The sequence below is a fragment of the Rhizobium sp. SU303 genome (genome assembly GCF_021052345.1).
Taxonomy (GTDB): Bacteria; Pseudomonadota; Alphaproteobacteria; order Rhizobiales; family Rhizobiaceae; genus Rhizobium; species Rhizobium laguerreae.
Genome location: NZ_CP088095.1, coordinates 181,485 through 195,450, shown reverse-complemented (window position 1 = coordinate 195,450; position 13,966 = coordinate 181,485). Strand labels below are relative to the sequence as shown.

Here is a 13,966-nt window from a genome sequence, read left to right as displayed (position 1 = left end):
CTTGCGGGGAGAAGGTGGCGGCAGCCGGATGAGGGGCGGACGGCGGCGGCCGGCCTTTGCTTTTGGGCATCGTCTAACCCGGCCGCCAGCCGATCTCGACGAGGATGTTTCCGGGCGCCGTGCAATAAAACAGCCAGCCGCCACGCATGGCGGCCGGCGGACCGGACAGATCAGCACCGGCAGCCACAAGCCCGCCATGGACCGCATCGACCTCCGCCCTTTCGGGCAGGATGAAGCCGACATGATAGGTCTGGCGGCCCATCTCCACCTGATCGGCGGTGCCGAATTTTGCGATTGCGTGGCTGAGGACGATTTCGAGGCCGGTATCGTCTTCGAGGATCGCGAGGCCGTTTTGACCGCGCATATCCTTAAGTCTCAGGCCAAAATGGCGGATGAAGAAATCCGCCGTGGCAGCAATATCGGGAACGTGGAAATCGAGATGGTTCAAGTGCATGACAGTCTCCGTTCGAAAAAATCCCGGGACTGCCTATTTGCCGTCTCCGCACGCCGCCGGGATCCCGCATGTTCATGCGGATCACGTCGCGGGTTCTCGTGCCATGGCACGGAGCAGAGCTTCGCCAGAGCACTTGACGCTCCAACGGAAGGGATCGGGCTTACCTCAACCGATCCTGCCTTTTTCGACGATGCCGATCTAGCAGACGACGCCGATTTCGGCAATGGATGCGTCATCGCGGCTGGAGGATCCGGATTTTCACCCTAATATCAACAGGTGGATGTCGCGTCCCGCCGGCCACTCGATCACGGCGCCCCCGGCGACGCTTCCCGAAGGATTGAAGCGCGGCATGGGCATTCGTGTCGTGAACTCTATCCGGTGAGGCGTAGAGTGATATTATTCAGGCATTGGAGGGATGGACATGAAACTTGCAATCATCGGCCTCATCGGCACGCTCGTTCTCGCGGGATGCAGCACCGTCAGCTACGACGGACCGGGCCTCGAACCCATCCCCGGCAGCATCACCTATAGTGGCCAGCCGCGCACCAAACTCACCAAATCACCCCCCGGCTCCGCCTTCCCGCACGATTTCATCGACCAGTACGGCCGGCAGGTGGAGGAAACGTATATCATCCAGCCCGACCGCAGCCTGATTATCGCGCATCGGCAATATAAGCCGATCCGGTTCTTCGGGGATTAGGCTTGGTCGGCGTGGTCTGCGGGATGGAGCGGGTGAAGGGAAATATTCCCTCAATTGCGAACGGAGGTCCATGGGTGTGGATCAAGTCCGCTGTGTCTTCGGCAAGCGCGTCGATCGCCGCTTAACGGACTTCGAGTCTGGATTTCAGCCCGAGCCGGATCAACCCGTCAGGGCCAGCCAATCACCGATCGTTTTTCCGGAACGCCGCGTGGAGTGGAGGGCCGGAGCCGGCCGCTGTTGGGTTGCCATCGTCCTTCGGATTTCACGCGGGCTCAGCCCGAATTCGTGGATGAAGGCGCGCGTAAAATTGGCGGCGACCTCGAAACCGGCGGCTTCTGCGATATCTGAAATCGGCCTGTGGTCGGCCGAATTGCTGAGATCCGCATAGGCCTGCAGCAATCGCCGCTTGCGAATATAATTGAGCACGCCTCCACTCGCCTCAAACAGCTGGTAAAGCCGAGTACGCGAAATCCCCAACGCGCGGCACATCACGTCCGGTGTCAAGTTTTCCGAATGGAGATTGACGTGAATGTAGCGGTGAGCCCGCTCCATCAGTCCCATGTTGGCCTGGTTTTGACCGGTATCAGTCCTTGTGGACGATGCGGCGCCCGCAACGACCATATCGCCGATGGTTTGGATGATCCGGGGCACTTCCTCTATCGTCAGATTCCCGAGGTTCGTTTCGAGGCCCGTGAGATAGCCCGTGAGCAACTCGGCGTGGCTGCCCGAAAGAACCGTGTTGCCGGCGCTCTGAAGAAGGCTCGCATCGCGAGCCAGCATCTCATACGGCAGGAACACGAGCAAAGCTTCGGTATCGGTCGTCCGTCCGCGATAGGGGCTGCCGAGAGACATGAAAAATATCTCGCCGGCAGCGGTCTCGGTGACACGACGGTTGACCTCGGTCCAGGCCTGGCCGCTGCGCTGCAGGCCCACGTTCCAATGGTCGATGGGGCTCGATCGAAGCATGGCCTGATCGCGGATATATCTGTGGGCATGCGCGCGCTGCTGGACGATGAGGATATCGCCGAGCTGCCAGCCGATCTGCTCCGCGAGGAACCCGTCTTCCGGTGATTTTCCCTCCGGCAGATGAACATCCACGAGCGGCGCCATATGTGCCCGCCAGGCCTGGAATTGTTCTGTCGGTGGCAGGTCCTGCGTCGAGAATCGCAGCGGCTCGAGTGCAGGGGAGGCATGGGGTGGGCGTTCCTTGCGCATGGCCGGTTCACGCGGCCAGCGCCGCCTCTCCACATGCGCCGGCCGTTCCTGTTCCGCGGCAGGATCATCGTCGGATTCAGACCCTGTAGCCATCCAATTCCTCCAGCGCATAACCCGACCCGAGCCATGGAAATTGAGAAAAGCAATTGTTTTTGCGGCTGAAATCTCCGCAGAACTCCGTCTGAAAAAGCGGAAGTGCCCGAAGAGTCTCCTCCATAAGTTGTTTATCATATTCCTTTTCGCTCTGAAATGTACGGAGCGATAATTTCCAGGACGTGGGGATAACGACAATTGTCTTTCTTAGCTGTATCTAAATAAGCATCGGTTCATTCCAAAAGAAAAACCGGACGAATAAAATATTCGCATGATCGAACGACTTGGTTTCGCGATATGTCGAAGTAAATATCGAATATCCCATAGCAAACTCTGAAAACACGGGAGGTAGTCGTGAACTATCTTGGCAGGATTCGTGCGCGCTCTGTAAAAGCTTCGGCTCGTGATGCAAATTGTCTATCCGGAATACACCACGCTCCCAAGAGAGTTCTTGTCACCGGCGGTGCAGGTTTCCTCGGATCGCATCTGTGCGAGACGCTTTTGGCCGCCGGACACCAGGTGATCTGCCTCGACAACTTTTCCACGGGCATGCGGCGCAATATCGTCCATCTGAAGCGAGTCGATCGCTTCAATGTCATCGCCCACGATATCGTCCACCCGCTCGATCTGGAAGTCGACGAGATCTATAATCTCGCCTGCCCGGCATCGCCCCCGCATTATCAAGCCGATCCGATCCATACGACAAAGACCTGCGTGCTGGGCTCCCTCAACCTTCTGGAGCTGGCCGCGCGCACCGGCGCACGTATCCTTCAGGCATCCACCTCCGAAGTCTACGGCGACCCGAACGTCCACCCGCAGGTCGAAAGCTACTGGGGCAACGTCAATTCGTTCGGGCCGCGCTCCTGCTATGACGAGGGCAAGCGCTGCGCCGAGACGCTGTTCTTCGACTTCCACAAGACGCACGGCGTCGAGATCAAGATCATCCGCATCTTCAACACCTACGGCCCGCGGATGCGTCCGGACGACGGCCGCGTCGTCTCGAATTTCATCGTCCAGGCCCTGACGGGGCAAGACATCACCATATATGGCGACGGTTCGCAGACCCGCTCGTTCTGTTTCGTCGATGATCTCATCGGCGGCATGGTCCGCATGATGGCCTCACCGTCGTCGCTGACGGGGCCTGTCAATCTCGGCAATCCGGGCGAATTCACGATCCGGGAGCTGGCCGAGCAGGTGATCGGATTGACCGGCTCCCGGTCGCAAATCATCCATCGCGCTTTGCCGGTTGACGATCCCCGTCAGCGTCGCCCCGATATTTCGCTTGCCATGCAGGAACTCGACTGGCGGCCGAAGATCGACTTGTCGAGCGGCCTGCGTCAGACGATCGACTATTTCGATGGCGTTCTCACCCGTCCGGCACGCGAGCTGGAGGCGGTCTGATGGATGCGCCCCGGGTCCTGGTCACGGGCGGCGCCGGCTATATCGGCAGCCACACCGCCAAGCTCCTCCGCTCGGAGGGGATTGAGCCTGTCGTCTACGACAATCTCACGACCGGAAACCGTTCGTCCGTGCGCTGGGGCCCTTTCGTCGAAGGTGACGTCCTCGACTCGTCATGCCTGATCGAGGTCATCGAGAAATATGCTCCCGCTGCCGTCATCCACTTTGCCGCCTCGGCCTACGTCGGCGAGTCCGTGGAAAACCCCGCGAAATATTACAACAACAATGTCTGTGGTGCATTGTCGCTTATCGATGCCTGCCGGCAGACGGGGCTTCAGAACGTCATCTTCTCATCGAGTTGTGCCGTATACGGCGTCCCGTCAGTGCTGCCGATCGATGAGACGTTGCCGAAGGCTCCGATCAATCCCTACGGCAAGACCAAGCTGATCTTCGAGCATATGCTCGCCGATTATGCGGCGGCCTACGGCCTGCGGTATGTTGCCCTGCGTTACTTCAATGCCTGTGGAGCCGATCCGGACGGCGAGCTTGGCGAATGGCACGTTCCGGAAACCCATCTCATTCCGCGGGCGCTGCTGGCCGCGGCCGGCCGGATTCCGCACCTGGAGATATTCGGCGATGATTACGATACCCCTGATGGGACCTGCATAAGGGACTATATTCACGTCGCAGATCTCGCGCGCGCCCATGTTCAGGCCTTCACCCATCTCGCCAAAGGCGGAGCAAACCTCGCTGTCAACCTCGGCACCGGGCGGGGGTTTTCCATCAGGGAAGTCCTGCGCGTGATCCAGGAAACGACCGGGCGCGAAGTCCCGGTCGTCATCCATCCACGCCGGCCGGGCGATCCGCCCAGCCTCTACGCCGACGCCAGCCTGGCCCGCGAGACGCTCTGCTTCCAGCCTCGATATTCCGACCTCGAAACCATCGTGCGGACGGCGGCTCCGTTCTTCGGACTGGAGGCGCGCGCGTGACCGAACTTGCGATTACCCAAGCGACGCATGCTCCGGAGCTCTCCCACGAGCCGCTTCTTGTCCCGGTTCTGACCGGACATCGGCGGACCGAATATCTGTTCTCGGCGGCCGTATGGGCCTGCGCCTTCGCCTATTTCTGGATCTGGTGGCTGGAGCCGCGCCATCACGTCGATGCTTTCGGCACGATTACGGTGAGCCTCGTTCTTGCCTGGGTTACCGCTCTGCCGGCCTATTTCATCGTCGTCTTCTATCGGGCGGCAAGACCGAACGGCCCCTTGCGCCTGCCGACAGGCAGTCGAGTGGCCATGGTCGTGACCAAGGCGCCGGCGGAACCCTTCTCGGTCGTCAGTGAAACCCTGCTGGCAATGCTTGCCCAGGACGTGGAACACGACACCTGGCTTGCCGACGAAGACCCTTCCCCCGAGACTCTCGACTGGTGCTCCGGGCACGGGGTCTTCGTCTCGACCCGCAAGGGGCGATCCGATTATCATCGGACGTCGTGGCCCCGACGCACGCGGTGCAAGGAAGGCAACCTCGCCTTCTTCTACGACCACTACGGCTACAGCCGCTACGATTTCGTGGCACAACTCGATGCGGATCATGTTCCCGCGCCCGACTATCTCTTCCACATGCTGCGTCCGTTCGCCGATCCAAAGGTCGGCTATGTCTCGGCCCCCAGCATTTGCGACAAGAACGCTTCCGAAAGCTGGTCGGCACGTGGAAGGCTCTATGCCGAGGCCAGCATGCATGGCTCGCTCCAAGCCGGTTACAACGGCGGCCTGGCGCCGATGTGCATAGGGTCGCATTACGCGGTACGCACCGTCGCCCTCAAACAGATCGGCGGCCTCGGTCCGGAGTTGGCTGAAGACCATTCGACGACATTGATGATGAATGCCGGCGGCTGGCGGGGTGTGCATGCGCTGGATGCCATCGCCCATGGTGACGGCCCCAGAACCTTCAGCGATCTCGTGACGCAGGAATTCCAGTGGTCGCGCAGCCTGGTCATGGTGCTGTTGCGGTACTCGCCGAGCCTCATCGGCCGGCTGCCGCCCCGGCTCAAGTTCCAGTTCCTCTTTTCGCAACTCTGGTATCCGCTTTTTGCGTTCTTTATGTTGCTCATGTTTGCGTTGCCGATCATCGCGCTCGTGCGCGGCCAGAATTTCGTGACGGTGACCTATCCCGATTTCCTGGCGCATTTCGCACCGCTTTCTATCGCTCTCGTGGTGATGGCTTACCGCTGGCGCGCCAGCAGCTCGTTCCGCCCCTACGACGCCAAGATCCTGAGCTGGGAATCCATGCTCTTTCTCTTCGCGCGCTGGCCCTGGGCGCTCGCCGGCACGCTGGCTGCGGTGCACGATTTTGTGACAGGCTCCTTCGTCGATTTCCGCGTCACGCCGAAAGGGCGGTCCGAAGTCGATCTGCTGCCGGTGCGTGTCCTGGCGCCCTACGCTGTGCTGGCGCTTATGGCGGTATTGCCCGCCCTGGCAATCGGCGATGCCGGCGCCTCCAAGGGGGGATACTTCTTTACCATCCTGAACGCGGCAATCTACTGCGCGCTGCTGTTGGTCATCGTCGGGCACCATTCGAAGGAAAATACGGTTGCGGCGGCCCCGCGTTTCTACCGTCCGGCGATGGCGACCGTGCTTCTTGCGCTCGTCGCGTTGCCGGGGGCTGCAACCATCATGCGCGGGAAGGATGCGACCGAGGCACTCGCCTGGGGCAGCGGCCGCCTTCAGCTGTTCGAAGAGCGCTACTCCGCCTCCGGTGCAGGCCGAGGCGGGACCGCCCTGCGCACGATCTTCTTCAAACCACGATGGATTTCCGATCCGGAGGAAATCCAACTGAGAACGGATGCCGCTCACCCGGATGTGCGGCCAAGCGTGGAGGAAGTACACAATGCATAGCCCATCCAAAATAGCCCTGTTGTCGTTAACCGGCCTGTTGCTGTCGGGAGTCGCGGTCCTGCCGACCGCTCTGGGCAGCGTTGCCGAAGGGCAGCCGCTTGCAATGACGACATCGTCCATTGCGCCGCCGACCAAAATGCCGGTCGTCACGAAGGAGTCGATCACGTTCGGCGCCTATGATCCGCACGGAGATTTGGGCGCCTCGCCCGATTCGAAGATCGAACACCTCTTCCTGCCCTGGGAAGATGTCGATCTACGCACCCTCGTCCTCGCCGACGATTATGCGCAAGCGCGTGGCCGCACCCTGCTGATCTCGGTCGAGCCCTGGACCTGGTCGACCGGTTGGCGCCAAACCTCGCAGGAACTGCTGCACAGCATCCTCAACGGTTCGCGCGATGCGAACATGGCCGCCGTCTGCTCGACTGCTGCCAAGCTGAAAAGTCCTGTCATCATTCGCTGGGGACAGGAAATGGACGAAACCGACAGCCAGTTCTCCTGGTCGCATTGGCAGGGCGCCGATTATGCCAAGGCCTATCGCCGGATGGTGGAGGTCTGCAAGGCCCACCTGAAGACGGCCAAATACATGTGGTCACCGAAGGGCAATGAGGGGCTTCAAGCCTTTTATCCCGGCAACGATGTCGTCGATCTCATCGGGCTCTCGGTCTTTGGCCTGGAGCAATACGACAGGGACAAGACTGGCCGTGACCAGACGTTTGCCGAGCACCTTGCGCCCGGATACGCCCGTGTCGCCGGTTACGGCAAGCCCATCATGGTTGCCGAACTCGGATACGAAGGCGGCGATTCCTTCGTGCGAAACTGGGCTGAGAGCGTAACGAAACGCTATCCCCAGTTCCCGGCGCTCAGCGCCGTTATCTACTTCAACGACCGTGAAGTCTATCCGTGGCCGGACGGCTATGGCCGCCCCGACTGGCGGGTTGTCCGCCAAAGCATCAATTGAACAAGAAGGAACCTGAACATGTCCATGCTTCAAAAAATGTTCCTGGCCGTGGCCCTGACCAGCGGTATCGCCACGGCCGCGTCCGCTGCCGGAACCAATGAGCCTGCGGGGATAGAGACCGCAAAGCCGATGAGCAGCGCGGAAATCTATCGGCTCTACAACCAGAATTCCTGGATGTGGAAAGCCGGCGCCGGCTACTTCTCCGCAAAGGCGCGTCGCTTTACTGCCTGGTCGCGGGAAAATGGCTCGCCGTCCTTCGGCACGGGCCGCTGGTTCATCACGGAGTCGGGGAAACTCTGCTTCAACGCCGACTGGCATGCCAAGACCGGAACGGCGACGGCAATCACCTGCTTCAGCCACCGCAAGAAGGGCGGCCTGATCTATCAGAAACGCGAACCGGACGGTCAATGGTACGTTTTCAAGAGCGCACAGGCACAAGCCACCGACGAATTCGCAAAGCTTCGCCACGGCGACTACGTGAGTTCTCAATTGGGGAGGATTGAGACGAGCGTCAGTAAGACCAAATAAAGGCGAAGCTAGGGTTGCGCGCGGCCGAGGCGCCATCTGTGTCCTTGTAGGAGCCGATGCCTGCGCGCAACCCTTTTTATAAAAGATCGCGAAGCGCCTTCAAAAGGCGACGAACGAACGGCCGGGGCAATTGGAGCGGGTGAAGGGAATCGAACCCTCGTATTCAGCTTGGGAAGCTGCTGCTCTACCATTGAGCTACACCCGCGACGATGCGAGATTTCCAACAGATAGGGGCGGCTGTCAAGTCGCGTCGGATGCGACGCCTCAGATGCGGAAGTGCTTCGAGAGTTTGAGGCCCTGGGCCTGGTAGTTGGAGCCGAGGCCGGAGCCGTAGAGGCTGGCGGGCTTTTCCTGCATATGCTCGTAGACGAGGCGGCCGACGATCTGGCCGTCTTCGAGGATGAAGGGCACTTCGTGGCTGCGCACTTCGAGCACGGCGCGGCTGCCGCGGCCGCCGGCCGGCGCATGGCCAAAGCCCGGATCGAAGAAGCCGGCATAGTGGACGCGGAACTCGCCGACCAGCGGATCGAAGGGGGTCATCTCGGCGGCGTAATCCGGCGGCACGTGCACGGCCTCGCGCGAGACGAGGATATAGAACTCATCGGGATCGAGGATCAGCTCGTTGCGGCCGCGGCTGTGGAGCGGTTCCCAGAAATCGAAGAGGTCGTGCTCGGCCTTCTTGTCGACGTCGACGACGGCGGTGTGATGTTTGCCGCGATAACCGATCAGGCCGTCCTTGTCTCCGGCAAGGTCGATCGACAGGGCAATGCCGCCGCCTGATACGTTCGGCAGCTTGCTGGCGACCAGCGTCTCGCTCTCGTGCAGCTTCAACAGTTCCGGCTCGCCGAGCAGTGCCTGGCCGACGCGGAAACGGATCTGCGACAGGCGTGAGCCGCGGCGCACGACGATCGGGAAAGTGCGCGGGCTGATTTCGAGATAGAGCGGGCCGGAATAGCCTGATGGGATCTTGTCGAATTCCTGGGCGTAATCGGTGATGACGCGGGTGAAGATATCAAGGCGCCCGGTCGAGCTCTTCGGATTGGCCGAGGCAGACATATCGGCCGGCAGCGCTAAGCTCTCCATCAGCGGCACGATGTAGACGCAGCCGGTTTCGAGCACCGCGCCTTCGGACAGGTCGATCACGTGCAGGCTCAGCCGGTCGAGCTTGTCGGACACCAGATGCGAGGGGCCTGGCATGAAGCTGGCGCGCACGCGAAAGGCCTTGCCACCCAAGCGCAGGTCCAGGCTTGCCGGCTGGATCTGGTCGCGGTCCAGCTCCCGCTCGGAGATCAGACGCCCCGTTTCGAACAGCGCGGAGATCGCGCGATCCGCCAGAATTCCTGTTTCGCGAGCCATCATGCCTCATCCATCATTTGCCGCCGACAAAACCAAACTCGGGGAATTGACGCAAGCAGCTAACAGCAGTATTGCAGAATTATCCCGTGGTGATTTGGCCGGTCGGCTTGCAGCCACGTTAAACAAGTGGCTAAAAAGACCGGGTTGAAACCGGTCTGCTTTTGCGACCGGTTTTTTTGTTATGTGAAGGTGATGGCATGAGCAAGACCTGGCGCCCGGCAACCCAACTCGTTCACGGTGGCACGCTGCGTTCGCAATATGGCGAGACGTCCGAGGCAATCTATCTCACCCAAGGCTTCGTCTACGAGACGTCGGAGGCGGCCGAAGCCCGCTTCAAGGGCGAGACGGAGGGCTTCATCTACGCCCGCTACGGCAGCCCGACCAACGACATGTTCGAGAAGCGCATGTGCATGCTCGAAGGCGCCGAAGACGCCCGCGCCACCGCTTCCGGCATGGCGGCGGTCACCGCGGCGATCCTCTGCCAGCTGAAATCAGGCGATCATATCGTCGCGGCCCGTGCCCTGTTCGGCTCCTGCCGCTGGGTCGTCGAGACGCTGGCGCCGAAATACGGCATCGACTGCACGCTGATCGACGGCCGGGATCTGGCGAACTGGGAAAAGGCGATCACGCCGAAGACCAAGGTGTTCTTCCTGGAAAGCCCGACCAACCCGACGCTCGAGGTGATCGATATTGCAGGCGTCGCCCAGCTCGCCAACCAGATCGGCGCCAAGGTCGTCGTCGACAATGTTTTCGCCACGCCGCTCTTCCAGAAGCCCTTGGAACTCGGCGCCCATATCGTCGTCTATTCCGCGACCAAGCATATTGACGGCCAGGGCCGCTGCCTCGGCGGCGTGGTACTATCAGACAAGGAATGGATCGACGAGAACCTGCACGACTATTTCCGCCATACCGGCCCGGCCATGTCGCCGTTCAACGCCTGGACTTTGCTGAAGGGCATCGAGACGCTGCCGCTGCGCGTGCGCCAGCAGACGGAGAATGCGGCAAAGATCGCCGATTTCCTGGCCGAGCAAGGCAAGATCGCCAAGGTGATCTATCCCGGCCGCAAGGACCATCCGCAGGCCGATATCATCGCCAAGCAGATGACCGGCGGCTCGACGCTGGTCGCCTTCGAGCTGAAGGGCGGCAAGGATGCGGCCTTTGCGCTACAGAACGCGCTCCAGATCATTAAGATCTCCAACAATCTCGGCGACAGCAAGAGCCTGATCACCCATCCGGCGACGACGACGCACAAGAACCTGACGGAAGAGGCCCGCGCCGAACTCGGCATTTCTCCGGGCACGGTCCGCCTTTCGGCCGGCATCGAGGATACCGATGACCTGATCGAGGATTTCGCGCGGGCGCTTGCCAAGGTTTCGGCCTGATCTAGGGATAAGCGGCCGGACCTCTAAAGCGCGTCGCATTCGCTCCTCGCGCTTTAGTTTTTGTTTTTACGCATGTCGTTATCGCAAAACCGCTGCACACTTTTGCGCGACATGCTTGGGGTTCGGCCGTGCCCAGATCTCACTGGGTGAGGCCGGATCTCCCCAAGGTGAGACCGGGGGGAACAAGTTCGCCCGCCGCAGCGTTCCCAAACCGAATTAACACTGACAATTAGGCTTAACGATCGAAAAGCCTTCGGATCACAGCCATTTCAGCGATGATAATTGTTCCGTTTCTTGACGGACAGGGCCTCTTATAAGATACGGGTAACATATCTTGACTAAGGTGCAAGGCATGTATCGCGCCCTCACAAGAGAGATCGAAGTAGTCGTCGAGCCGTTCTATCTGGAGGAGCAATCCGATCCGGAAGACGATCGCTATGTCTGGGGTTACCGGATTGTCATCAGCAACAATTCCAGCATAGCCGTTCGGCTGGTCAATCGTTACTGGAACATCACCGACCAGAACGGCCAGGTGGACGAGGTGACCGGCCCCGGCGTCGTCGGCGAGCAGCCGCGGCTTAGCCCCGGCGACACCTACGAATATTCCTCCGGCTGCCCGCTCGACACGCCCTCAGGGCTGATGTTCGGCCATTACCAGATGGAAACGGACGATGGCGAGATGTTCGATGTCGACATCCCCGCCTTCTCGCTGGATTCGCCTGGGCTTCTGCGCGTGCTTAACTGACGACGCCACAGGCGGCACGATGCCTAGGCCCAGAGATCGCCGACGCCAGCCCCTCATCCGGCTGCCGCCACCTTCTCCCCGCCTACGGGGAGAAGGGAATATGCCGCGACCTCTCCGTTCCCCACCAACCTTTCGCAGGGCACGTCCCCTCGCCCCGTTTTTACGGGGGTCCGCAGGACGGGTCGAGACCAGTGGCTCGACCCCGGCAAGGTTAGGGTGAGGGGCAGCCATCAATGCAAACCGCGCCTATTCGGCCGGCTGAAGCTCGGCCGGCTCGAAGCGGTAGGTGGTCGAGCAGAATTCGCAGGTGACGGCGATTTCGCCGTTTTCCTGGCTGGCCTCGATCTCCTCGGCCGAAAAGCCCTTCAGCACGCCCTTGATCTTGTCCCGCGAGCAGCTGCAGCGGTCGAAAACGGCGCGCGGTTCGTAGACGCGCACGCCGCGCTCGTGGAACAGGCGGAACAGCAGCCGCTCGGTGCCGACCAGCGGATCGGTGAGTTCATCGGCATCGATGGTCTCGACCAGCGAACGCGCTTCGAGCCAGGCATCGTCCTCGCCATGCGGGCGGCTGCCGGTGTCGCCGTCGCCGCCGTGGAGATCCGGCTGGCGCATGCGCTCCGGCGCTTCCGGCAGGAACTGGGCAACGAGGCCGCCTGCCCGCCAGCGATGGCGCGGCTTGCCGGCATCGTCACGATCGAAGAGCTCGGCCGCGGCAAGACGGACGCGCGTCGGGATCTGCTCCGACTGGCGGAAATAGACGCCGGCAATGTCTTCCAGCGTGGTGCCGTCGAGCGGAACGATGCCCTGGTAGGGCTGGCTGAACTTGCCCTGGTCGATGGTGAAGGCGAGAATGCCCTTGCCGAGCAATTGCTCCGGCTCGGTTTCGCCTGACTCGATCGCCTTGTTGAGCAGCGCCTGATCGAAACGGGCGTAGGCGCGGACATTTTCCGGTGTCGAGAAATCGGCGAGAAGATCGACTGGACCGTCGCCCTTGGTCTGCACCGTGAACTTGCCGTCGAACTTCAGCGAGGTGCCGAGCAGCACCGTCAGCACGACGACTTCGGCAAGCAGCCGGGCAACGGGTGCGGGATAATGATGACGCTCGAGGATCGCGTCGAGCATCGGGCCGAGCTGGACGGCGCGGCCGCGCACATCCAGCCCCTCCACCTGGAAAGGGACGACATGGTCATCGCCGGCGAAATCGAACTGGCCGAGGGCGGCTGCAGCTTCTGCCATGGCTTTCACTCCTAGTTTCAGCGCGATGAGCCAGCGTGCCCTTCGCTCACGCGGTCGCGCGATCTTTCACTCGCGACGTCCGTTTATGGTTCAGATCGCGCCCAGGCACCAAGCAAGAATCGACTTCTGCGCATGAAGGCGGTTTTCCGCTTCATCGAAGACCACGGATTGCGGACCGTCGATCACATCATCCGTCACTTCCTCACCGCGATGGGCGGGCAGGCAATGCATGAACAATGCATCATTGCCGGCCTTCGCCATCAAGGCCGCGTTGACCTGATAAGGCTGGAAGACATTGTGACCCCGGGCCCGATGTTCCTGATTCATGGAGACCCAGGTATCGGTCACCACGCAATCGACGCCGGCGACCGCACGGTCGGCATCATGGTAAAGCATGATTTCGGCGCCCTCATTGCGGGCCCAGTTCAGATAGTGATCCTTTGGCTCCGAGCCAAGGGGCACGGCCATGTTCATGCGATAGCCGAAACGCGCGGCACCCTCGACCAGCGAATGCAGCACATTGTTGCCGTCGCCGGTCCAGGCGATGGTCTTGCCCTTGATCGGGCCGCGATGCTCTTCGAAGGTCATGATATCGGCCATGATCTGGCAGGGATGGGTGTCATCCGTCAGCGCATTGATCACGGGCACGGTCGCATGCTGGGCAAGCTCCAGCAGCCTGGAATGCTCGGTGGTGCGGATCATGATCGCATCGACATAGCGCGACAGCACCTTGGCGGTGTCGCCGATCGTCTCGGCGCGTCCGAGCTGCATCTCGGTGCCCGAGAGGAACAGCGTTTCGCCGCCGAGCTGGCGCATACCGACATCGAAGGAGACGCGGGTGCGCGTCGACGGCTTCTCGAAGATCATCGCCAGCATCTTGCCGGCGAGCGGTTTATCACCCGTGCCTGCCTTGAAGGCCTGCTTGCGGGCGAGCGCATCGTTCATGATGGTTCTGAGATCGGCTGACGTGACCGCCGAAAGATCGAGGAAATGTTTAGGGCTCATATC

General features: G+C 61.1%; 13 protein-coding genes, 1 tRNA gene and 1 riboswitch. Of the genes, 8 read left to right on the top strand and 6 right to left on the bottom strand.

Going from position 1 to position 13,966, the window contains the following annotated elements:
* Positions 1 to 73 precede the first annotated feature (73 nt).
* On the bottom strand, positions 74 to 454 hold the full coding sequence (locus RlegSU303_RS00975) for a VOC family protein (RefSeq protein WP_043294645.1): 381 nt from the start codon (positions 452 to 454) through the stop codon (positions 74 to 76).
* 421 nt (positions 455 to 875) lie between these two features.
* Here RlegSU303_RS00975 and RlegSU303_RS00970 point away from each other — a divergent pair, with 421 nt between their 5' ends.
* Complete coding sequence (locus RlegSU303_RS00970; RefSeq protein ID WP_231283370.1) at positions 876 to 1,154, top strand: hypothetical protein; 279 nt, start codon at positions 876 to 878, stop codon at positions 1,152 to 1,154.
* A 159-nt stretch (positions 1,155 to 1,313) separates the two neighbouring features.
* Here RlegSU303_RS00970 and RlegSU303_RS00965 read toward each other — a convergent pair whose 3' ends face one another.
* The gene (locus RlegSU303_RS00965) at positions 1,314 to 2,462 is read right to left on the bottom strand and encodes a helix-turn-helix domain-containing protein (protein WP_231283835.1); all 1,149 of its coding nucleotides are present in this window, start codon (positions 2,460 to 2,462) and stop codon (positions 1,314 to 1,316) included.
* Between the two features lie 354 nt (positions 2,463 to 2,816).
* Here RlegSU303_RS00965 and RlegSU303_RS00960 point away from each other — a divergent pair, with 354 nt between their 5' ends.
* The 5 genes from RlegSU303_RS00960 to RlegSU303_RS00940 are packed head-to-tail and all read left to right on the top strand — an operon-like array spanning position 2,817 to position 8,239.
* A complete protein-coding gene (locus RlegSU303_RS00960; RefSeq protein WP_017958859.1) occupies positions 2,817 to 3,863 on the top strand; it encodes a UDP-glucuronic acid decarboxylase family protein in 1,047 nt (348 codons plus the stop codon).
* Complete coding sequence (gene galE, locus RlegSU303_RS00955) at positions 3,863 to 4,849, top strand: UDP-glucose 4-epimerase GalE (RefSeq protein WP_017958858.1); 987 nt, start codon at positions 3,863 to 3,865, stop codon at positions 4,847 to 4,849. Before RlegSU303_RS00960 ends, galE begins: the two co-directional genes overlap by 1 nt.
* Positions 4,846 to 6,753: a glycosyltransferase family 2 protein gene (locus RlegSU303_RS00950; protein ID WP_231283369.1), complete on the top strand. Its 1,908-nt coding sequence runs from the start codon at positions 4,846 to 4,848 to the stop codon at positions 6,751 to 6,753. Before galE ends, RlegSU303_RS00950 begins: the two co-directional genes overlap by 4 nt.
* Positions 6,754 to 6,772: 19 nt before the next feature.
* On the top strand, positions 6,773 to 7,711 hold the full coding sequence (locus RlegSU303_RS00945; protein ID WP_020485958.1) for a glycoside hydrolase family 26 protein: 939 nt from the start codon (positions 6,773 to 6,775) through the stop codon (positions 7,709 to 7,711).
* A gap of 18 nt (positions 7,712 to 7,729) precedes the next feature.
* Positions 7,730 to 8,239: a DUF995 domain-containing protein gene (locus tag RlegSU303_RS00940; RefSeq protein ID WP_017958855.1), complete on the top strand. Its 510-nt coding sequence runs from the start codon at positions 7,730 to 7,732 to the stop codon at positions 8,237 to 8,239.
* Between the two features lie 131 nt (positions 8,240 to 8,370).
* On the opposite strand, the gene RlegSU303_RS00935 is transcribed toward RlegSU303_RS00940, so the two are convergent.
* Positions 8,371 to 8,444 (bottom strand) — tRNA-Gly (locus tag RlegSU303_RS00935).
* A 59-nt stretch (positions 8,445 to 8,503) separates the two neighbouring features.
* Positions 8,504 to 9,598, bottom strand: coding sequence for a 2'-deoxycytidine 5'-triphosphate deaminase (locus RlegSU303_RS00930; RefSeq protein WP_017958854.1), 1,095 nt, complete (start codon positions 9,596 to 9,598; stop codon positions 8,504 to 8,506).
* A 73-nt stretch (positions 9,599 to 9,671) separates the two neighbouring features.
* A riboswitch (SAM riboswitch) is annotated at positions 9,672 to 9,750 on the top strand.
* 42 nt (positions 9,751 to 9,792) lie between these two features.
* Between RlegSU303_RS00930 and RlegSU303_RS00925 the strand changes: the two genes are divergently transcribed.
* Positions 9,793 to 10,977 carry an O-succinylhomoserine sulfhydrylase gene (locus RlegSU303_RS00925; RefSeq protein ID WP_131718633.1) on the top strand — a complete coding sequence of 395 codons (1,185 nt, stop codon included), beginning with the start codon at positions 9,793 to 9,795 and terminating at the stop codon, positions 10,975 to 10,977.
* A gap of 352 nt (positions 10,978 to 11,329) precedes the next feature.
* On the top strand, positions 11,330 to 11,722 hold the full coding sequence (apaG, locus tag RlegSU303_RS00920) for a Co2+/Mg2+ efflux protein ApaG (RefSeq protein WP_026158505.1): 393 nt from the start codon (positions 11,330 to 11,332) through the stop codon (positions 11,720 to 11,722).
* A gap of 246 nt (positions 11,723 to 11,968) precedes the next feature.
* On the opposite strand, the gene RlegSU303_RS00915 is transcribed toward apaG, so the two are convergent.
* Both RlegSU303_RS00915 and argF read right to left on the bottom strand, forming a co-directional pair.
* The gene (locus tag RlegSU303_RS00915) at positions 11,969 to 12,958 is read right to left on the bottom strand and encodes an Hsp33 family molecular chaperone (protein ID WP_231283368.1); all 990 of its coding nucleotides are present in this window, start codon (positions 12,956 to 12,958) and stop codon (positions 11,969 to 11,971) included.
* Between the two features lie 90 nt (positions 12,959 to 13,048).
* On the bottom strand, positions 13,049 to 13,963 hold the full coding sequence (gene argF / locus RlegSU303_RS00910) for an ornithine carbamoyltransferase (protein ID WP_231283367.1): 915 nt from the start codon (positions 13,961 to 13,963) through the stop codon (positions 13,049 to 13,051).
* Positions 13,964 to 13,966 lie beyond the last annotated feature (3 nt).